This window comes from Sphingomonas sp. BL2, assembly GCF_056680015.1.
The window spans coordinates 3542149-3562472 of the sequence record NZ_CM155261.1; the positions used below are offsets into that span (position 1 = coordinate 3542149).

The window sequence follows — 20324 nt, forward strand, 5'->3', positions numbered from 1 at the left end:
TTATCCGTCAGTGACCGGCGACCTGCCCACCGTCGACGTGGAGTATCTCGCCGGTCACGAAATTGGCATCCTCAAGGTACAGCACCGCGCCGACCACGTCCGCGACCGTGCCCATCCGGCCGAGCGGGTGAAACGCTCCGAGGCCGGCGCGTGTCTCGGGGGGATGCATCGGCGTTTCGGTGATGCCGGGTGACACCGCGTTAGCGCGGACGCCGCGGTCGGCGTATTCGATCGCCAGGCTGCGCGTCGCCGCGGCGAGCCCGCCCTTCGTCAGGGACGCGAGCACCGACGGGAATTCGACATTGGCGTGCTCCGCCAACGTCGTGACGATCTGCAGGATATGGCCACTGCCTTGCTCGACCATTAGCGGCAGCGCCGCCTGCGTCATGTGGAAGAAGCCATCGAGGTTCGTCTGCGTGATCTGGCGATACTGCTCCGCCGTATAGTCGGTGAAACGCTCACCGATGAAGACGCCGGCATTGTTGACGAGCGTATCGACACGCCCGAACCGGTCGCGCGCGGCCATCACGGCGCGCCTCGCGGTTTCGGGATTGACGACGTCGCCCGCAACGTTGATCCAATCGTCAGCCTGCGAAGGTGCGATCGATCGCGACACGGCAACGACACGCCAGCCGCGCGCGTGATACGCGTCTGCAATCCCCTCACCCAAACCTTGCGAGGCACCGGTGACGTGCTCGGGCGCGTCGTCGGCCGGAAGCGTCCTGGGGGTGTGGCAGCCGCAGCTGTTGAAGTCGTTCGGACTGACGAACTTCCAGACCGGACTGGTCAACGCCATCCCGTACGGCATCGCCGCCTGCATGATGATCCTTTGGGGCCGTCATTCGGACGCGACCAACGAGCGCCGCTGGCACACTGCATTGCCGCTGCTCCTAATCGCCGTCGGCGCGGTCGGCACGTTCATCGTCAGTGGACTGTCCCGATGGTGTTCCTGCTCAGCCTCGTGCTGATTGGTGCCTACTGCTTCAAGGGACCGTTCTGGAGCATGGCATCGGGCTGGCTATCAGCTGGCAACGCCGCGGCTTGGATCGCGGGGATCAACGCCATATCGAATCTCATCGGCGGAGGCCTGATGGTCAACGTCTATGGCCAGATCCATGACGCCACGCACAGCTACGTCCTGGCACTGATGCCGTTGGCTGGACTCACCGTCCTAAGTGCGTTGGCGATCTTGTACGTTGGACGGCAGGCTAAGTCGGACGTGACGATAGCGAGCACCGCCAGATAGAAACGACATGCGGCGCTCGACAACGCAATCTGCGGAGTATGACAAACGGAAGGTTCATACACATGATCAACGACGGTTATGTTCAGCAGCCACGCGCAATAGCCCTACGTCAGGTTGCGCCTGACACAGTTCGCAAAATGCTCGAAAACCTGCCCGGTCAAACGGACGCGGTCCTAATGTCGAGTTTCGGTATTAGCTATAATACATTCCGGAAGATAACATCTGGAGAAGCTGTCAGGTGCTCAGTAGCTGATCGATTAGAAAGTCGATTGCGCCCGTGAACATGATACGTAGCTAATTTAGTTAGTACCCCATCTCTCAGTATATGGATGAGGCGATTCGACCCGCAATTGGACGTTCGAACCGCTCCACATGCATCCCAACTTCGGCCATTTGTTCACGTAGGCATATCTGCAAAAACGGCATCGCGTGGGATCGGCGGCACACTATTCGACTGATTCCTCCAGCAGCGACGTGATACGGCGCAGTTCCCCCCGCAATGCGGGCACGACATGATCGATAAACGAGCGAACCGGCGCGCGCATCCCGCGGTCGGGATGAAAGACGAGATGCGCCGGCGCCGGCGGCGGTTCGAACGATGCCAGAACCTGTACGAGGCGACCAGCTGCTAGGTCGTCGGCCACTTGATACGCGCGCGTCCGCACGAGTCCGTACCCTCGCCGGGCAGCATCGATCGCGGCGCCCACGTCGTTGAGGCTAAGCCGCGTCGGAACGCGCACCGATCGCACTCGCGCACCCGTTTCTTTCGCGCCGAACCGCCAGAGCTCACCGTCCCCCTCTGCGTTCAGCCCGATACAGTCGTGACGTCCGAGGTCCTGCGGATCGCTCGGCGCCCTGACGCGCGCAAGATAATCGGGCGAAGCGCAGACGAGTACCCGTACCTCTCCCAGCCGGATCGCCGTCAGCATAGAATCCGGCAGCGGTGCCAGCCGAACGGCCACGTCCACACCCTCGCCGATCATATCAACGAGTCGGTTGACCAGCAGCACGCGGGCCGACACCAACGGATGTGCGCGGAGGAAGGGTTCAAGGACGGGCATCAGCTTCAGCCGGCCGAAGAGTTCGGGTGCCGTCAGGGCGATGCTGCCGCGAAGCTGGCCGGCCGCCCCTGAGGGCGCGATTGCGCCAAGTTGGGTCATCACGTCGCGCCAGGTCGCCATGTGCCGTTCCCCGGCCGGCGTCAGGCTCAATCGGCGCGTCGATCGCAGCAACAGCGTTTCGCCGGCATTGTTTTCCAGCAGCGTCACGGCGCGCGTGAGGGTCGCGGGAGATCGACCATGATGCCGGGCCGCCGCTGCAAGCGATCCTTCGTCTACTGCCGTTACGAACAGCGCCATCGCCTCCAGCCGATCCATCGTTTCCCTTTCTGCAATCCAGCCTACCAGAATGCGACTATTCTACCCGGTATTGGCAAGGCTTATCTCCCGGCTTCCGAGAAGGAAGACATCATGCACTCCGGATTATCCCTTTCATCGCGCCGCGGCGTTCTAACCGGCCTGGCAGCTGGATCCGCCGCCTTAGCTATGCCGGGCATGGCCAAGGCGCGCCGCACGCAAACTCCGCTGAAGGACAAGGAAATGACAACCGTTCGATACTGCTCGCAACGCGTAGGCGAGGTAGACATCTTCTACCGCGAGGCCGGGCCAGTTGACGCGCCGGTCCTGCTGCTGCTCCACGGCTTCCCGACGTCGAGCCACATGTTTCGCGATCTGCTCCCCGAACTGGCAAACAGCTACCGCGTTATCGCGCCCGACTTGCCTGGTTTCGGCCAGACGAAGGCGCCGCCGCGCGGCCACTTCGATTACACCTTCGATGCGCTCGCCGAGGTCATCGGTGGTTTTGTCGAGGCGCTCGGCCTGAACCGTTATGCGCTCTACATCTTCGATTATGGTGCGCCGGTCGGCCTGCGCCTGGCGATGCGCCACCCCCAGCGCGTATCCGCGATCGTGTCACAGAACGGCAACGCTTATGTCGAAGGCTTCAGCGACCAATGGGGTCCGTGGGAAGCCTACTGGCGTGAGGCGAGCGCCAAAAACCGCGACGCCTGCCGTCCTTCGCTTGCGCCTGACACGATCAAGAATTGGCAATATGGCACCGGCGCGGACCCGAGCCTCCTGTCGCCCGACGGCTACGAACTCGACATCGCCTATATGGCACGGCCCGGCGCTGAGGACATCCAGCTCGATTTAATCTTCGACTATCGCAGTAACGTTGGGCTCTACCCGGCCTTCCAAGCTTATTTCCGCGAACATCGCCCGCCGCTGCTTGCCGTTTGGGGGCGCCACGATCCAGCGTTCGTACCTGCGGGCGCGATGGCCTATCAGAGCGATCTCCCCAATGCCGAAGTCCACCTGCTCGACGCTGGGCACTTTGCGCTAGAGACGCACCACGCTGAGATCGCGACGCTGATGCGCGACTTTCTAGGACGACACATTTCAGCCTGAGGTTCGGGAATGGCAATGTCAGTCAACGATGGCGCCACTCCCGCATATGATCGATGAGCGCATGCAGCTTGGGCGGCTGGAGGCGACATCGAGCGCGGCGCCCGATCGATAACGCCAAGTGGGCGCCAATGGCCCGCGATCAACTGGGGCCGCCGTCCAAATCACCAACGCATTGCACGTCGGGCTGCGCTTTCGCCATGCGTCGCAGGTCCCCGGTCCGCGCGACGATGCCCGGAAAGATCGTATCGGGGTTGGCCGTATAGGTGCGGAGAAGTTGCAACGCCCAGGCATAATGGCGCGCGCCGACTTCGCAGCTGTTGCTGCCGCCATCGCCATCGCCCCATATTTTGCGCCATGCAGCCTGGCCGTCGCGCTTTAGGATGGCCTGGAAGGTGCCGACCGGCCCTGCACCGCGGACATAGGCAATCGCACCCGTGCCCGCCGAAAAGACGCGAAACGCGCGGAAGGTGAAACGCGATTGCGCGCTATCGTCGCCCGCGTGGAGCGTTTTGACGATCGCGATGCGTTCCGGGCTTCCGGGAGCAGGCGTATGGACCGCGGGCGGCGCAGCCAGCGCCGCTGTCGCCAACGCGAGCAGTGGCGCGATGCCCGATGTAGCGTAACCTGTCATATCAACCGAGCAATGCGATAGATCAGCTGCTCGCGCCAGCCATTTGCTCCGTCGATACGGAGGCCCCGCCAAACCAGCCGTGCTGCCCTAATTGCACAGGCAACTGGCCGCCGGACGACCCAGAACCCGTCATTTAGAGTGGACTCGCTGCGCTCCAGCATCAGAAATGCGTAAGCCGTTTTGCTGCGCCACGTATAAAATCGCGCCGAGGTCTCGATAGCTGGGCTGTTGTGGCCAGCGGAGGCGGACGCTTGCAGTCGCGTCGTCCCGTCTGATCGGAATAATCTTCCACGAGTGAGGGCGAGATGAGAGATTTTCCAACGCTTTAAACAGTGCCTCTGTGGACGCTGTTATTGTCAGGGCCCGCTTGCGTTCCGCCAAGGCTGTCGGTCGCGAGGGCATTTTTCGCGACCAATCCTCGCTCGATTGCGCCGCAATTATGATCGGCAGGCCAATAAAAACAGGAAGAATAAAGCGCCTCGTAGGCGATAGGTAACTCAATAAGCGCAGGTCTGCTATTGGGCGAACGCGCCTTGCCCTACGGCTTCCTGGTAGACCCACAAGACGACATTCAGTCGTCGTTACGCGCTTCCCAACTTCCGACATCCGTTCATGTGTCTGCTCAATGCCGATGAGCGGCGGTGAACGAGGCACATCATGATCTGATGCATTCTCGGCTCTTTTGGTAGGTAGCGTGCTAGCTAATCAGGCACAGCGGCGCTGATGATCTCATTGAACGTCGCTATGGCATCAGCCTCGGTGAGCTTGCCGCGAACGATCGCGGCCGACAGGCCCTCTCCCGCTCCAACCAGGCCAACGCACAACCGGGTTGCCGCTGGTCCGTTCAGTCGACTGAACGGGCGAAGGACGGACACGAACATCGCGACGGATTGGTCGAGAAGCTCCGCATAGACTTCTGCCTTCTCTGCGCTTCCAGCAAGCGCGGCGCCGACGACGTAGAACTCGCCGGTGAGGTCTGCCGCACAGCGGATGTAGGCGTCGGCGAGCGATGCGATCGTCTCGTCGCGATCGTTTTGGGCAGCCGCCATCGCCTGGCGGAACGCCTCGACGCGCTCGGTGTCGATCCAGCGATAAAGCTCGATCAGCAAGCCGGATCGCGTGCCGAAATGGTCATACACGATCGGCTTGGACACGCCCGCCCGCGCCGCCAAATGACCAAGGGTCAGGCTGTCGGCACCCTCCTCACGGATCACGCCGAGCGCTGTCGCGAGAAGCTGCTGGCGCCGATCAGCCTTGGAAAGACGGCGCCCTCGCTGCGGGGTCGCCACGCTCGTATCTACCGTCATGATAAATCCGCTTGTCTAATCTACTAATGGTAGCTTATACGAAACCTACAGATCGTAGCTTCACTCCTTCCACAGAAAGGCTGCAATGTCCAACTCACCCATTCTGCTTTTGGGCGGCACTGGCCAGATCGGCCATTTCACCGTTCAGGCTCTGCGCAAGCGGCATCCGGATTTCCCTTTGCTCATCGGCACCAGAAACCGTCAGAAGGCCGAGCAGGTAGAAAGTGCACTGGCCCACGTCGAAGGGGTCGTGATCGATCCCCACGCGGACGATCTTGGCCTCGGCGAACGCTCGATCGCAGCGGTTGCCGTCCTCTATACCGACGAACGGCAGGCGAGCCTGCGCTACGCTCATGCCCGCGGTATTCCACATTTAGGTATTTCGACCGGGCTTTATGAAATCGCACCCGAGATCGCGATCCACATGCAGCGACCCGATGCAGCGGCCATAGTCCTTGGCTATGAGTGGCTGGTCGGGGCCACCACGATCGCAACGCTCACCGCAGCCAGGGGCTATGCGCGGGTCGACGGGATCAGGATCGGCGCGCTGGTCGATGAGGAAGACTGGGGAGGCCCAGCCGTCACCGAGGATTTCGAGCGCTTTGCCTCCGTCATCTCCTTCGTTCTGGCACGACAGAACGGCGCTTTCGTCTGGCGGAAGGGCAATGACGCCAGCTTTGCATTCCGGGCGATCGACGGCACGGAGCTAACGGCTTCCGGCTTCTCGTCGATCGACATTACTGGCCTTGCAGCGGTGACGGGTGCGAGGAACATCGAGTTCGGCATTGGCACGGGCGTCAGTTCGAGCAGACGTGCAGGAGGCGCGAAGTCGACGGAGATCATCATTGAGTTGTCCGGTGCCGACGAAGCAGGCGCACCGCTACGCAGCCGCCACGCCGTTTTCCATCCCGCCGGGGCCGCTCCGCTGACCGGGCTGGGTATCAGCATGCTGCTGGAACGCCTTGTCGGGCTGGACGGCAGGCCGGCAGCGGCGGCCGGATTGTTCTTCCCCTTCCAGATCCTCGACCACAACGAGTATCTGGCACGTCTGACGCAGGACGGCGGCCGAATGATGTCGCTCCCACTCGCATGACACGGATGTCTCCGGAAGCCGAGACTCGGAAGGCACTGGTGGTCATGGCACATCCTGCGGGGTCTTCGCTTACCCGCGCGGTCGCGACGGCGATCGTCGCGGCGTCACAGGCTCGTGGTCATGGTGCCGAGACGGTCGACCTGGCGGCTGAGGGGTTCGATCCCGTATTTGGGCTGGCGGACCACGCGGCCTTCAACGGCAAAGGCCCCCTGCCCGGCGATGTGCGCGCGGAGCAAAAGCGCATCGATCGCGCGGATCACCTAATCTTGGTCTACCCGGTTTACTGGTGGGCGATGCCGGCCTTGCTGAAGGGCTGGATCGACCGCGTATTCGTAGCAGGCTGGGCTTTTGATGAGGACGCCAAGGGGCGCATCACGAAGCGGCTAGGCCGACTGAAGGTCAGTTTGGTTGCGATGGCCGCTGCCAGCGAGGCGACCTACGTCAAGCGTGGCTATCGTAGGGCGATGAAAGCGCAGATTGAGGATGGCATCTTCGACTTCTGTGGCGCGCCTGTCGTCGGCTCGATATTGATAACACCAGAGCGGTTGGCGCATCCGTCCGCGGCACGAGAAATCGCAAGCACCTTGATCGGACACTATGAATCAACCGATTAGGGACGTTAGCCAAATGGAGGCTGAAAGCGGCCAGCCAAGTGCTATGTGCCACTGAGCTCAAGTCGCTAATGACCCAGTTTCGGCCATTAGCGACCACTTTTCATGTTTCCAACTTCGGCCATTCGGTCATTTCGTTCGTACGGCCGCACTCAGTACGCTGGACAATCTTTTTGGCGGATTCGGGTGAGAAAACGGGGAGTCCGATCAGGGAATGTCGCAACGCGCAACCAGACTTCAAATCAAGGCGGCGTGGTCTGTTCCGTATCATCAAAAAGATGGCATGCGCTTTCTGGTTCGCGCCGAAATTTAGCGTGTTAACGTCCAATTTAGCGCATCTGTCGCGACCAAGGGCCGACAATCGTCAGTTGCGGCAACGTCGCTTAGGTATTCTTGAGACGCGGCCGCGATCAGCGCGCCAAGAAGCCGGACTATAAAGTCACACCAGATCTACCGCGACCGTCATCACGTCCGAGCCCAACCCGAGTACGATGCCTTTCCGCTAGACATATCAATCACGAATGTGTCGCCGTTCCAGCGGCTGGCGTAATAGTTCCCGTCCGCCTCGAACACGCTGACGAAAGGCTCGCTGGTCACGGTCGCGTGATCGAAAGGATGCGTTCTGGAATCGGTCGTCCCGGCCTCAGCTGCGATCTGCCACATGGGCGCGCCACGTACGTCGCAGCGGAATACCTCGCGTCCGACAATCGCCGATACCGTCGGGTCGTTCGCATTGTCCGACAGAAAGACTACCAACTGTCCACCGTCATCGAGAAGTACTCGGGCGTTGATGGTCCACCGCCCATCCGCGATCGCAGCCGCAACGTCCGACGACGTGCCGTGGGACGGCGCGGCATCGACATGGTGCGCCGGCGCCGTCGACTCACCGATACCCCACCCCTCCGCTTTCGCGGTAAATGAGGTACTGAGCGGCTGGCCCAGAGTGACGATCCCCATCTCGGCGGTAAACAGGACACCGAGTCCGGTGAGCGACACGAGCAGCGTTTCCCACGCCTGATCATCGCCCCCCCTATCGTATAGAGGGTCGCGAAGATGCTTGAGGTGGGATGTCGACGTACGATCTCCACCCACGATCGTCGCGAGACCTTCCCCGATAAGCGCCTCGACGAACCATAGAACCAAATTTTTCCAGTCCGAACGATCCTCGACGTCGTTGAGTAAACGGGCGGGTGCGCGAGCCGTCCGGGTAAGTATGAACAGGGTGTCCTGCACAGCGTGGAGGAGCCGGTCACGTTCGGACGGCCCCCGCCCGGCAACGTCGGTACAATTGCCTTCGTCGGTATTCGAAGGCGGCTTCGTCACCTGACCCTCGCGCCGTCGGCGAACAAGCTCGTGCAGCGCGAGCAACGCAGCTTGTAGGGCGTGGTCAAAAGCAAGTCGCTCCGTGTTGCCTTGCGGCTGATAGGTACTGGCGCCGTCGAGCGTCATGACATGGCTGTCGAATTGATCGAACCATTGCTCGTCGCCCGGCTCCAGGGCGTCCCTCAGGCGGAGCAGCAGTTCGGTCGTGACGGCTGCCTCATCGGGGGTGAAACGGCGTAGGGCGGACTCCATTTCCGACAGGATTGCAGCGCCCGCAACGCTCATCGCTGTCGCCCCGGGATCACCGTCACGACATGACCCTTTTCATTGGTGACGATCCGAAGACCGGCGTCCCTGACAGGCCCATAGGTCGCACGTCATCCACGATCGCAGCTTCGCCGATCCTCATATCCGCGGTTATGCGGCGACCACCAGCTTGACGAGCGTCCCGGGCTTCAGCGGCTCGTCAGCCGGAACGCCGTTGATGACGATGAAGCGTTCGCGCTTGCCGTCGGCGACCGCCATGCGCTGGCTCAACGTATCAATCGTGTCCCTTGCGCCAACGGTGACGATCCGGATGACCTTGCGACCCTCCTTGCCGTCGCCATATGGCAGGCCATCGAGCATGCGGAGGAACGCCGTATCCTGGGTGGTCGCAAGCTCCGGCTTGCCGGTGGCCTTCGCCAGTGCCTCTGCGCGCTGCACACGATCGGCTCCATTCGGATGCGTCGATGCCCATGTCGGCGCAGAACGTGCGGTGCCGCTGGCCTGCGCCGTCAGCCCGGTCGATTCATCGAGGGCCGCCAGGATGTCGGCCGAGGCATAGGGCGAGTAGCCTGCAGCAGTAATGTAGCGGACGCCGAGCGCATCGGCCTGATATTCCTGATCGCGTCCGTATTTCAGCGTGTACAGCTGCGCGCCCGTGCCGGCGATCCGGGTCGCGAGATCGCTTTTCGTAGCCAGGCTGACGCCACGAGCAAGCAGGCCACCGATCGTCGCACGCGTATTGCGCGAGGCGGCGTGGCGAGCGGCGACATGGCCTACCTCATGGCCCATCACGGAGGCGAGTTCTGCCTCCGAGGTCATCAGTGCGAGCAGCTGACGGGTGACGTAGATGTACCCGCCCGGGATGGCGAAGGCGTTCTCGACCGGGGAGTCGAGCAGGGTAACGGTAAAGTCACTGCCCGCATTCGACAGGCCAGACTGGACCGCGACATGCTTGCCGACGCGTTCGACGAATGTCGTCTGCGGCCCCTTGTACGCACCGCCGAACTGCTCGAGCAGTTGTGGATGAGCCTGAGTGCCCTGCGCCTTGTCAGTCGGCGAAATTGAGCGGACCGTGTTCTGGGCAGTGAGAGGGGCAACGGGCGCAAGCACGAATGCGCTGGCTAGCAGTACGGCAATGTGACGGCGGATCATGAAGCTCTCCCGGTTACGACGGTATAAAGCGACCCATACACCGTTGTTCCGGATTAGCATCGATACCGCTCTGCACTGATCTACCGATCGTCCCGCCAGTTGCTGCTAAGCGGGGGAGTATCGCTGTGGTTTCTGGACGAGGGCCCGAAGTTGCGGGGGAGGAAGACCGACGGTCAGAGACCCGAATGGGTGAAAAGCGGACCGGGGGCTTCCGGCACCATGGATTGGACAACTAGATCCGGGTTGATCGGTTATCTAAAAACAATCCACACTAGGCCGATAATTGAAATGCCAAGCGTGATGCACGAAGCCGGAATTGCCAGAAACGCATATAGTGCGTTCGAGGGCTTTTGGGCCGGTTCTGTTACAAAACCGGCCTTAGCCTGTTTGAGAATTACCAATATATCATCGGGCTCATGCGCATAGTCCTCGGCCGCTATGACTAGCTTGCCGCCGCTGCGTTGGGACATGACTATCGAACGCGCAGCGCTTTTACCATTTAAACGCCAATACGGGCTCCCCCAAAGCCGACCAAGAATGGTAAAGCCTCGTGCCCTGGAAAGTCAGTTCTACGCCACCAGTGGTCACACTTAGCAAATCAGGACGGGCTAAACGACGAAGCGTGCGCACTTGGAGCCATACGAAGAGAAGTGCGATAGGTGTAAAAATTGCGAGAATAGCAAGATCGGCTAGTTCTACGCGATCTTTTCTGACCAGCGCATAGCCATAACTTATAGCCAGGAGCGCAAAGGGAAGCAGAAATGCTGAGCACAATAGCTTGCGGCAGAAGCTTCAGCCTGCTTGCCTTGAGCGTTACGGCACGGTTTTCGGCGTTCATGAACGCCACCTACCTCATAGTGATTGCTGAAACCTTCCCTCGAGGATCGTACCGATGGATAAGGTTTGACCCATTTACCGATCCAAATGAACGAATGGCTGTATCGAGAGCCCGGATCGCCAGCATGAACGTCCAGGTTTGGACGAACACGCCCTACTTACGGCTTCCGCCAGACCCAGGAACGGTCGTTCAGTGGGCAAAGGGCCGCTTCCCACTTTCCGCCGCTCGTTCATCCCACCTCTACGGTCCTTCAGACCGGATGCGGCGCTGAAGGCGTCGTTGCGAGCCGCCTCACGCAAAAGGCGCGTTCTTCGACCCGCTGGCGGAGGCGAACACGCTGCCGCGCTGACGCCGGGCGCAGCCGCGTCGGATGTCCGCCCGCCGCCGCGGCTAGGACGCCGTTCCCGGCGGGTAGCGGTCGGCCAGCGCGAGTATCGTGCTCTCGCCCCCTTCGCCGTTCGCGTGGATGACCTGCTGCTCGAGCGGATGCAGGTCGGCGTCTAGGACGACCCACCGCGACCGCTCCATCGACTGGCCGTCGAGCACGTCGGAGACCTCGGCGATCTGGGCCAGCGGGACCAGCGCCGTGACGAACGCCGCGTTCATCGTGTCGCGCGTGCGCCGGTTCTCCAGGAAGTAGCGGAGGCCGTGGGCGAGCTGCCCGCGGTCCGACTGCGACGGGTCGTAGACGAACGCGAGCACCCGCCGGCCGGCCGAACGCGCCGCATGTGCCGCTGCCGCCAACCGCCCGTGCGGCGCGGTCTCGCGGAAGAACTCCGCCTCGACGGGCAGGTGGCCGGGATCGACCAGCGCGCGCCTGATCCTCGCCAGCACCCACGCCCTGATCGTCGAGGCCATCTGGCCACCGAAGTCGGAGAAGGCGATGGGAGTGCGGTGGACGGCCTCGCCGGACAGGCGCACGACGACCTCGTCGCCGGCCTGCGTAGCCTCGCAGTTCGTCGACAGGAACGGGTCGGAACCGGTGCGGCTCCAGATGTAGGTGATCATGCCGACGCCGGCGTCGATGCGCTGCGCGGTCTGGCCCAGCGAGAGATCCAGCACCCAGCTCGTCGCGTATCGCCTGGCTGACCGGGCCGAAGTGCCCGATGGCGTCGCCGAAGGTCTTGATCGAGGCTATGTGCGGGCGTTCGGCCGCGGTGTCGATCACGCCGCGGATCGCGGCGAGGTCTTCGTCGGGCGACCCGATGGCATTCGGCGCCTTCCATCAGCCGGTCGAGCGCGTTGAGCATCGCCCCGGCGTTCGAGAACCTCGCCGCGAGCACGGGCTCGAACGCGTTGTCGAAGAACGCGACGAGCCGCGCGAGCCTCGGTCCCGCCGCGGTCTGGAGCGCGGCCAGGGCCGGGCCGCGCTGGTGCGGCAGCCGCCCCTCGGCGTCCTGCAGGACGTCGGGGTGGCTCCCCACGATCAGGAAGAACAGGATGCCGCTGGCGAACGAGAGGTCGGAACGAGGATCCTGCTTGAGCACGCTTCCCGCCGAGAGCTCGGGCAGCCGCAGGAAGCGGTTGCCGACCTCCTGTCCGTCCTCAGTCCGGAAATCGGGATCCGCGGCCTCGTGGTAGCTCAGGCCGAAATCGAGCAGGCAGGCTCGTGCCGGATCCCCGTCCTGCAGGATGACGTTGTCCGGCTTGACGTCGCGGTGCACGTACCCCTGGCCGTGGCAGTCGCGCAGGATCCCCAGGATGCGGCAGGTGACCGCGACGGCGTCCTCCAGCGAAGGTGCGGCCGACGCCCGCCAGGCCGTCAGCGTGGGGCCCACACGAACTCGGTCACGATGTAGGGGCGAAGGCCAGGTCGCCGTGCCGGTGCGCGTTGCTCTCGATCAGGCGCGGGATGCCGTCGACCGCGAAGCTGTCGTAGGCGCTCGCCTCGCGGAAGAAGCGCGACCGGCGCTCCGGCACCGTCCTCGCCTTGAGGACCTTCAGAAAGCCGTCCCAGCCGTCGGCGGTGCGCCTGGCGCGGAAGGCGTCGTCCTGGCCGCCGCCGACGAGGTTCTCCACGACCGACCAGCGGTCGCGCCACCGCGCCGCGTCGATCCAGGTCTATGCGTTCTCGTCTGACATCCGACCCGAGTAGCGCATCGCCGCGCCGGATACACGGCCCGGCGTCGCCTTGGGTCAGGACCGTTCACCACCTATATCCAGGGAATGTCTAAGCAGGCCAAGCCGTCCAGGAAGCACCACTACAAGCCGCAGGCGCAGCTGCGCCACTTCGCGTCGGACGCTGACCGCCGGTCGATCTGGGTATACGACAAGGGCCTGGACAGGTCCTGGATCAGCTCGCTGCTCAACGCCGGCTCGGCGAACGACTTCAACACCGTCGAGCTGACCGCGGGCAAGTGGAACTTCGAGGACCTGTTCCAGGATGTCGACGGCCGATCGGCCAGGCTCGTCAGCGAGATCGTGTCTCGGCGCGCGCTGGCCTGGATCAAGCCGGAGGATCAAGCCGCGATGGTCGACCTGTTCGCGACCCAGATGCTGCGCACCAAGCTCGCCAGGTCGACGCCGCACAGCATGGCGCTGCAGATGTGGGAGATGATGCGCGACATCGGCGTCGATCCCGACGCCGACCTGAACCTGGCCACGCCGACGGAGGCGGCGATCAGGATTGGGGCGGTCAAGTCCTTCTTGAAGCGCGACAGGGTGGCAAAACGATGGTCCGGCTTGTCCCTGCGCTCTTCGAGGCCGGTGCCGGCCAGCGCTTCATCATCTCCGACGACCCCGTCACCATCCGCAATGCCTTCCCATACGGCGACCGCGGTCTCGAATCGCACGGCATCATGGTCTTCCTGCCCATCGCCGAGATCGACGAGGCCGGCGAGGCCGGCGAGGGCCTGACGGCGCGGACCACGCGCGTCGACCTGCTGGCTCTCATCGCCGCCGAGCGCCCGAGGAACGTCGCGAACCGCCCGACGTCGCGAATGTAGTTCCGACGCGTCTCAGGACCGAAGCGGCGTATGCCCATGTGGATGAGACGTTGGCGTAACGGGCTGACGGCAACAACGGGTATGAGGATAGTCATGGCAGGGCTCCTTTCGTGGAACCCCGAGGCTCTGCCTGCTTCCCGTAGCGCTCAATCGATGCGCTACACCCGCGATATCAATTCAACCGCGCCCCGCACGACCCTCCCGCGCAGCGGGTTCGTGCTTCCACCAAGATTAACTGGCGTGACTCACTCGGTAACGTCGCAGTCAATCAAACCCGAGAACAGGTCGGCGCCATGCTACGATGCAAGGACCGTATCCGGTCAAGATATGTGGTTTCCGTCAACCAGCCGCGTGGCAGCAGGTCGAAGGCGTGGAACGCGCCGGGATAGACGTGCAACTCGACGGGGATGCCGGCCCGCAGCAGGCGGCGTGCGTAGTCGAATTCCTCTTCGACGAACAGATCCAAGGCGCCGGTGGCAATAAATGTCGGGGGCAGGCCTTCAAGATTTTCGGCGCGCGCCGGTGCCGCGTAGCAGGATATGCCAGCGCCACCCGGTGCGCTGCCCAAGAGCGACGTCCAGCCGAACAGGTTGTTCTGAGGCGTCCAGACGAACTCGCCGGCATAGGGCGATGGATTGTCCCGCACACATGTCCGATCGTCGAGCATCGGATACATCAGGTGCTGAAACGCCAACGAAAATTCGCCGCGGTCGCGTGCCAGCAGCGCGAGTGCCGCCGCCAGGCCGCCGCCCGCGCTCTCCCCCATCACCCCGATCCGCGTTGGGTCGATGGTCAGTGCATCGCAGTTATTGAACGCCCAGCCGAGCGCCGCGTAGCAATCCTCGATCGCGCCGGGAAACACCGTCTCGGGTGCGAGTCGATAGTCGACCGACACGAGCGCGCAACCGAGGTCCGCGACGAAGCGGCGATGGACGAATTCCTGGTTCGCCGCCTTGCCCATCACGAAGCCGCCGCCGTGCATATGGAGAATGCAGCCGATCGCGCCGTCGATGCGCGCCGGGCGATAGATGTGGACCAGGATGTCGGGTGCGCCTGCTGGACCCGGTATCCAGCGCCGCTCAAGTACGACCCCGTCATCGCCCGGCGGCGGCATCAGATAGGACTGGGCACGGGCAAGGGCCAGCGATGCCGCATCGTGGGGAATTACCGGAAGCAGGCCAAGCAAAGGCCGAAGCTCGGGATCGACGAGATGCGCTGACGGAGTCATTGGCACCCTTTCAACGTCACAAAGCGCACGCGATCGGCGCTGGATGCGGCTGACCACACCTTCAAGATCGCAGCGCTGTCGGTGTTTTCGGTTGGCGCGGTCGTCGCCGGAGTCGCGGAGAAACGCGGTGCGGGCATCGGCTGCATCGGGCCGGATGGCGCGGCGAAGGTGGCGCGGGCGTGGTTGTGGGGATGGTGTGGCGCCTCGGCCAACGACAGGACCGGCGTCACGCAAGCGTCCGTACCCGCAAAGACCTCCGCCCAGTCGTCGCGCGGTCGTTCCGCAAAGCGCGCGGCGAAGCGGCTCGCGAGGACCGGCCATGCCGCTCGGTCGCCCTGATCGATCCCGGTGGCATCCAACTCCAAACCAGCCAGCAGCGCGGCGAAGAATGCCGGCTCGATCGCACCGACCGCGACGTGCCCGCCATCGGCACAGGCGTAGGTCCGATAGAAGGGCGCGCCGCCGTCGAGCAGGTTCGCTTCGCGTGCATCGCGCCAATAGCCGGCAGCGTGCATCGCGTAGAACATGGTCATCAGCAGGGCGCTGCCATCGGTCATCGCCGCGTCGACCACCTGCCCCGTCCCCGTCGTCCGCGCCGAAACCAGCGCTGCGGTCACGCCGAGCGCGAGCAGCATCGACCCGCCGCCATAGTCGCCCACGAGGTTCAGCGGCGGCACGGGACGGTCGGCGCCGCCGATCGCGTGCAGCGCGCCGGTGAGTGCGATGTAGTTGATGTCATGTCCGGCGGTCTGCGCGAGTGGCCCGGTCTGGCCCCACCCCGTCATCCGGCCGTAGACGAGCTTCGGATTGGCGGCGAGACACGCATCGGGACCGAGCCCGAGCCGCTCCATCACCCCCGGCCGGTTGCCCTCGATCACCACGTCGGCGCACGCGACGATCGCCAGCGCGGTGTCGCGATCCGCTGCATTCTTCAGGTCGAGGGCGATGCAACGACGGCCGCGTCCCAGGATCGGACCGTCCGCACTCGGACTGGGCGGCCGCCCTGCCCGCCCGATCCGGACGATCTCGCAGCCGAAATCCGCGAGGATCATCGCCGCCAGCGGTACCGGGCCGATCGCGTCGAACTCCACGACCCGGACGCCTGCAAGCGGCCCGCCGGTCACTTCTTTGCCTCAGCAGGAAGATTGGCCTTAGCCCAGTTCGCCTCGCCGATGACGTAGTAGCGGACCGACTGCGCCTGTTCCGGCGTCATCACGCGCGCGAAGCTGACCATGCCCTGGTCCTTCAGCACGCCGTCGATCAGCACTGATTTCCACGCCTCTGCATTCGCCAGCGCCACCGAGCGTTGCAGGTCGGGCGTCACGCCGCCCCCCGCGGCGTTGCCGCCGTGACAGACCTGGCAATTGCGACCGAACAGCGCCTTGCCCTCGGCGATCTGCTGCGGTGTTCCGGCAGGCGGTGGCGGTGAGAAATCGCCGGGCGTGGTCGCGGGTAGCGCCGGCAGCCTGGCCGTGCCGCCGAGCTTGAACACCAGCACGCGCGGGATGTTCGGGATGGTTCGCGCGGCACCGGCCGCATAGCCCGCGGCCAGCGGGAACGACCCGCCCCGCCCCGTGGTCACCGCGACATATTGCACGCCGTTGACCGCAAAGCTGCTCGCGCCCGCCATGATCCCCGACTGCACCGGATAGGCGAACACCTGCTTGCCGGTGTCGGCGGCATAGGCGCGGAACTCGCCCAGCGCAGTGCCCTGGAACACCAGATTGCCCGCGGTCGACATCGTGCCGCCGTTCCACGGCACCGGGTAATCGACCCGCCAGCGTTCCTTCCCCGCGACCGGATCGAACGCCACCAGCGCGCCGACCGTCGCCTTGGTCGCCCCCGCAATCACCTTTGGATCATGCGGCAACATGCCTTCGGAAAAATTCAGCCCGACGTTGAACCCGAGCGGCTGGCGCGCGGCATCCTGCGGCGTCAGCGGCGGAATATACGCCAGCCCGACCTCCTGCGCGGGGATATAGACGAGCCCGGTCTTCGGACTGAAGCTCATCGGCTGCCAATTATGCGCGGCAAGCGCCGACGGCACGCCGATGAAGGGCTTCTGCGTGCGGTAATAGCGCGCGGCCGCCGTCTCGACCGGCCGTCCATCGGGACCATAGCGGTCCGCCCAGTTCACCGACTTGATGAATTTGTTCGCGGCGATCGGCTTGCCGTTGGTCCGGTCGACGACGAAGAAGAAGCCGTTCTTGGGTGCCTGCATCAGCACTTTCCGCTGAACCCCGCCGATCGGGATCGTCGCGAGGATGATCGGCTGCGTCGCGGTGAAGTCCCAGCTTTCCGCCGGCGTCTCCTGATAATGCCACAGATACGCGCCGGTCTCCGGCTTCAGTGCGACAACCGAGGACAGGAACAGATTGTCGCCCTTGCCCTCGCTGCGCAAACCGTGGTTCCACGGGTTGCCATTGCCGACGCCGATATAGAGTTGGTCGAGTTCGGCATCGTAGACGATCGCGTCCCACACCGTGCCGCCGCCGCCCGACTGCTTCCACTGCCCGCCCGCCGACCAGGTCGGTCCCGCCTTCGCCTTCAGCACCGCGTCGGACGCCTCGCCGTCCGCTGCGCCGGTTGCGTTCGGGACGGTGTAGAACCGCCATTTCTTCGCGCCGGTCGCTGCGTCGTAGGCGGTCACGTAGCCGCGCACGCCGAACTCCGCGCCGCCGTTGCCGATCAGCACCATGTCCTTCACGACGCGCGGCGCGCCGGTGATCGTGTACGGCTTCGCGTTATCGGTGGTCTGGACGGACCAGGCCGGTTTTCCGGTATCGGCGTCGAGCGCGATCAGCCGGCCGTCGAGCGTGCCCAAATACAGCTTGCCCTTCCACGCCGCGACGCCGCGATTGACGACGTCGCAGCACGCGTCGACGGCCTTCGCCTTGTCCACGCCGGGATCGTAGGTCCACAGCGCCTTGCCGGTCACCGCGTCATAGGCGAACACCTTCGACCACGGCCCGGTCACGAACAGCTTGCCGTCGATGACGATCGGCGTGGCCTCCTGCCCGCGCGCATCGGGTAGGTCGGCGGACCAGGCGAGACCGAGTTTGCCGACGTTCGATGCGTTGATCTGCGTCAGCGGGCTGAAGCGCTGCTCCTGGTAGTTATACCCGGTCGCCGCCCAGTCGCTGCCATTGCCGCCGGTCGTCAGGAACGCCCCGTCGATCTTGCCGACCCCGCTTGCCGCCGGGGTCGTTGCCTTGTCCTGCGATACCGTACAGCCGGCCAGCAACACCAGCCCGAGCGCTTCCCACCGAATCCGCATCCCGTCTCCTCTCCGTCCGCTTATGCGGATCAGGCCTCGATTGTGGCACGCCGTTCGAACCCGGCATAGCCGTTCGCGACCACCTTTTCGCAGATCCCCCGGTACACCGCGACACCGCCGATGAACGGCATGAACACGCGCGGTTTGCCGGGCACGTTCGCGCCGAGATACCAGGAGTTGCCGGACATGAAGAGCGTCCGGGCGGCCATCGCATTGCCGCGGTCGACCCACTGGTCCTCGGCCTCGCGCGTCGGCTCGATCCGGGTTTCACCGCGGTCGCGCAAAGCTATGAGGCAATCGCGCACCCATTCGACGTGTTGCTCGATCGACAAGACCATGTTGGTCAGCACCGACGGACTGCCCGGCCCGGCGATCAGGAACAGATTCGGGAACCCCGCCGACATCAGCCCCAGATACGTCCGCGGGCCCGCGCTCCATTTCTCCGCCAGCGTGTCGTCGGTGCCGGTGATCGCTATCCGCAGGAACGAGCCGGTCATCGCATCGAAGCCGGTCGCTAGCACGAGAACGTCGAGCGGCGTCGTACCCTCGGCCGTTTCCACGCCCTGTGCGACGATACGCCGAAGCGGATCCTTGCGCAGGTCTTTCAGCGTGACGTTGGGTCGGTTAAACGTCGCATAATAATCGGTATCGACCGCGATCCGTTTCGACCCGATCGGATAGTCGCCCGGCGTCAGGCTCGCGGCGGTTTCGGGATCGGCAACCGTGTCCCGGATTTTTGCGCGCACGAAGTTTGCCGCGGTCGCGTTGGCTGTCTGGTCGAGGATCAGATCGCTGAACACCTGCGCGAAGCCTGCGCCGCCGTGCGTCCACGCGTCTTCATAGGCGGCCGTGCGATCGGCGTCCGCGAGCTCGTGCGCGGACTTTCCGGTCATGCGGAATATCACGCCCGGCGCAGTCTGCCTGACGGTCGCGCGGTGATCGCGGTACGCCGCCTTGCGCGTCGCGATCTGGTCTGGCGCAAGCGGTGCATTGCGCGCGGGTACGGTGAACGAAGGCGTGCGCTGAAAGACCGTGAGATGCTCCGCCTGCGCCGCGATCAGGGGGATCGCCTGGATGCCCGACGATCCGGTGCCGATCACGCCGACCCGCTTGTTCGCGAAATCGACGCCGTCCTCGGGCCAGTTGGCGGTCGAGACCGTCTGGCCCGCAAAATCGCCGAGCCCGGCGATATCCGGCGCCTTCGCGGCCGACAGGCTGCCCGTCGCGAGGATCAGGTACCGCGCGGACCATTCGCCCGCGCTGATAGCCATCGGCTGACGCTCATCGCGCTCGTTCCCGAAAAGGCCGACCCTATATTCGGGCGTTTTCAGGAGTTTCCCCGGTTTGGCGATCCGCAGCATATCGCTGTTCGCAGCCGTACCGCTTCTGAGCGAACGGCGCTGGCGGCGCGGATCGATGCCGCCGTATCGGCGTCTGATCGTGCCGTCATGCTCCTGGCGCAGGGCAGCGCCTGCGCGGCCGCCGCATGGTGGGCGCGACTGTCACCGAAAGCCTATACCGCGAACGTTGCCGGCGCCTTGTTGGTCGCCCCTGAAGGCACGAGCTTGGACCACCGTAACTTCGCGGCGCCAAAAATCGGCTTGCCCTTCCCATCGATCGTCGTCGGCGCCGATGACGAAGCGCAGCGCCTGGGTGTGGAATGGGGCAGTCGCCTAATCGATGGCCCGCTCCTGAATGCTGCGACGGCGCCGACCAATCGCCTGCGCGCCATCATCGAACGCTTCACCTTGGCTGTCGTCGAGCGTGACGTTGTTGCCGCCTATCGCATTATCCAAGCGATCGGGGACGCCTAGCTGGACGCCGGCCGGTAAGCGAGATCGGCCGAACGTCGGACAATGTGAGCGCCCTGCGGAGATCATACTTCGTGTTTGGGGTCGGCGCGCTCGCGTATCTTCGTGACGAAGCAAACCTATCTCAGCT

At 64.0% G+C, this 20324-nt stretch carries 19 protein-coding genes; 6 read left to right on the top strand and 13 right to left on the bottom strand.

The window, feature by feature from the left end; all coding sequences use genetic code 11:
• Nucleotides 1–7: 7 nt before the first annotated feature.
• Nucleotides 8–820: an SDR family NAD(P)-dependent oxidoreductase gene (locus tag AC1ME3_RS16305; RefSeq protein WP_480954008.1), complete on the bottom strand. Its 813-nt coding sequence runs from the start codon at nt 818–820 to the stop codon at nt 8–10.
• Nucleotides 821–940: 120 nt separating this feature from the next.
• On the opposite strand from AC1ME3_RS16305, the gene AC1ME3_RS16310 reads away from it, so the two are divergent.
• Entirely contained in the window at nt 941–1246 is a 306-nt protein-coding gene (locus tag AC1ME3_RS16310; protein ID WP_480954009.1) for a hypothetical protein, read from the top strand.
• 446 nt (nt 1247–1692) lie between these two features.
• Here the strand turns inward: AC1ME3_RS16310 and AC1ME3_RS16315 are convergent, their stop codons facing one another.
• Nucleotides 1693–2604: a LysR family transcriptional regulator gene (locus tag AC1ME3_RS16315; protein WP_480954010.1), complete on the bottom strand. Its 912-nt coding sequence runs from the start codon at nt 2602–2604 to the stop codon at nt 1693–1695.
• A 195-nt stretch (nt 2605–2799) separates the two neighbouring features.
• Between AC1ME3_RS16315 and AC1ME3_RS16320 the strand changes: the two genes are divergently transcribed.
• On the top strand, nt 2800–3711 hold the full coding sequence (locus AC1ME3_RS16320) for an alpha/beta fold hydrolase (protein WP_480954011.1): 912 nt from the start codon (nt 2800–2802) through the stop codon (nt 3709–3711).
• A 139-nt stretch (nt 3712–3850) separates the two neighbouring features.
• Here the strand turns inward: AC1ME3_RS16320 and AC1ME3_RS16325 are convergent, their stop codons facing one another.
• Both AC1ME3_RS16325 and AC1ME3_RS16330 read right to left on the bottom strand, forming a co-directional pair.
• On the bottom strand, nt 3851–4342 hold the full coding sequence (locus AC1ME3_RS16325) for a hypothetical protein (protein WP_480954012.1): 492 nt from the start codon (nt 4340–4342) through the stop codon (nt 3851–3853).
• A 701-nt stretch (nt 4343–5043) separates the two neighbouring features.
• Nucleotides 5044–5649, bottom strand: a complete 606-nt coding sequence (locus AC1ME3_RS16330; RefSeq protein ID WP_480954013.1) for a TetR/AcrR family transcriptional regulator — start codon at nt 5647–5649, stop codon at nt 5044–5046.
• An 85-nt stretch (nt 5650–5734) separates the two neighbouring features.
• Between AC1ME3_RS16330 and AC1ME3_RS16335 the strand changes: the two genes are divergently transcribed.
• Both AC1ME3_RS16335 and AC1ME3_RS16340 read left to right on the top strand, forming a co-directional pair.
• Nucleotides 5735–6742 (top strand): NAD(P)-dependent oxidoreductase, encoded by a 1008-nt coding sequence (locus AC1ME3_RS16335; RefSeq protein WP_480954014.1) that lies wholly within the window; start codon nt 5735–5737, stop codon nt 6740–6742.
• Nucleotides 6739–7356: an NAD(P)H-dependent oxidoreductase gene (locus tag AC1ME3_RS16340; protein WP_480954015.1), complete on the top strand. Its 618-nt coding sequence runs from the start codon at nt 6739–6741 to the stop codon at nt 7354–7356. Before AC1ME3_RS16335 ends, AC1ME3_RS16340 begins: the two co-directional genes overlap by 4 nt.
• A 462-nt stretch (nt 7357–7818) precedes the next feature.
• Here AC1ME3_RS16340 and AC1ME3_RS16345 read toward each other — a convergent pair whose 3' ends face one another.
• The 5 genes from AC1ME3_RS16345 to AC1ME3_RS16365 all read right to left on the bottom strand — a co-directional run bounded on the left by AC1ME3_RS16345 (nt 7819) and on the right by AC1ME3_RS16365 (nt 12952).
• Nucleotides 7819–8961 carry a hypothetical protein gene (locus AC1ME3_RS16345; RefSeq protein WP_480954016.1) on the bottom strand — a complete coding sequence of 381 codons (1143 nt, stop codon included), beginning with the start codon at nt 8959–8961 and terminating at the stop codon, nt 7819–7821.
• Nucleotides 8962–9093: 132 nt separating this feature from the next.
• On the bottom strand, nt 9094–10095 hold the full coding sequence (locus tag AC1ME3_RS16350; protein ID WP_480954017.1) for a M48 family metalloprotease: 1002 nt from the start codon (nt 10093–10095) through the stop codon (nt 9094–9096).
• Nucleotides 10096–11323: 1228 nt separating this feature from the next.
• Nucleotides 11324–11941 carry a hypothetical protein gene (locus tag AC1ME3_RS16355; protein ID WP_480954018.1) on the bottom strand — a complete coding sequence of 206 codons (618 nt, stop codon included), beginning with the start codon at nt 11939–11941 and terminating at the stop codon, nt 11324–11326.
• The gene (locus AC1ME3_RS16360) at nt 11938–12711 is read right to left on the bottom strand and encodes a protein kinase domain-containing protein (RefSeq protein WP_480954019.1); all 774 of its coding nucleotides are present in this window, start codon (nt 12709–12711) and stop codon (nt 11938–11940) included. The genes AC1ME3_RS16355 and AC1ME3_RS16360 overlap by 4 nt, the downstream gene beginning before the upstream one ends.
• Nucleotides 12712–12721: 10 nt before the next feature.
• A complete protein-coding gene (locus tag AC1ME3_RS16365) occupies nt 12722–12952 on the bottom strand; it encodes a hypothetical protein (RefSeq protein WP_480954020.1) in 231 nt (76 codons plus the stop codon).
• Between the two features lie 147 nt (nt 12953–13099).
• Here AC1ME3_RS16365 and AC1ME3_RS16370 point away from each other — a divergent pair, with 147 nt between their 5' ends.
• Nucleotides 13100–13789: a DUF4238 domain-containing protein gene (locus AC1ME3_RS16370; protein ID WP_480954021.1), complete on the top strand. Its 690-nt coding sequence runs from the start codon at nt 13100–13102 to the stop codon at nt 13787–13789.
• Nucleotides 13790–14146: 357 nt separating this feature from the next.
• On the opposite strand, the gene AC1ME3_RS16375 is transcribed toward AC1ME3_RS16370, so the two are convergent.
• Genes AC1ME3_RS16375 through AC1ME3_RS16390 form a run of 4 tightly spaced genes read right to left on the bottom strand, consistent with a single transcriptional unit; the run spans nt 14147 to nt 19654 of the window.
• Entirely contained in the window at nt 14147–15064 is a 918-nt protein-coding gene (locus AC1ME3_RS16375; protein ID WP_480954022.1) for an alpha/beta hydrolase, read from the bottom strand.
• Nucleotides 15065–15102: 38 nt separating this feature from the next.
• Nucleotides 15103–16230, bottom strand: a complete 1128-nt coding sequence (locus tag AC1ME3_RS16380) for a CaiB/BaiF CoA transferase family protein (RefSeq protein WP_480954023.1) — start codon at nt 16228–16230, stop codon at nt 15103–15105.
• Nucleotides 16227–18383, bottom strand: a complete 2157-nt coding sequence (locus AC1ME3_RS16385; RefSeq protein ID WP_480954024.1) for a PQQ-dependent dehydrogenase, methanol/ethanol family — start codon at nt 18381–18383, stop codon at nt 16227–16229. The genes AC1ME3_RS16380 and AC1ME3_RS16385 overlap by 4 nt, the downstream gene beginning before the upstream one ends.
• A 29-nt stretch (nt 18384–18412) precedes the next feature.
• Nucleotides 18413–19654 carry a flavin-containing monooxygenase gene (locus AC1ME3_RS16390; protein ID WP_480955894.1) on the bottom strand — a complete coding sequence of 414 codons (1242 nt, stop codon included), beginning with the start codon at nt 19652–19654 and terminating at the stop codon, nt 18413–18415.
• Nucleotides 19655–19744: 90 nt separating this feature from the next.
• Between AC1ME3_RS16390 and AC1ME3_RS16395 the strand changes: the two genes are divergently transcribed.
• On the top strand, nt 19745–20197 hold the full coding sequence (locus AC1ME3_RS16395) for an alpha/beta hydrolase (protein ID WP_480955859.1): 453 nt from the start codon (nt 19745–19747) through the stop codon (nt 20195–20197).
• Nucleotides 20198–20324 lie beyond the last annotated feature (127 nt).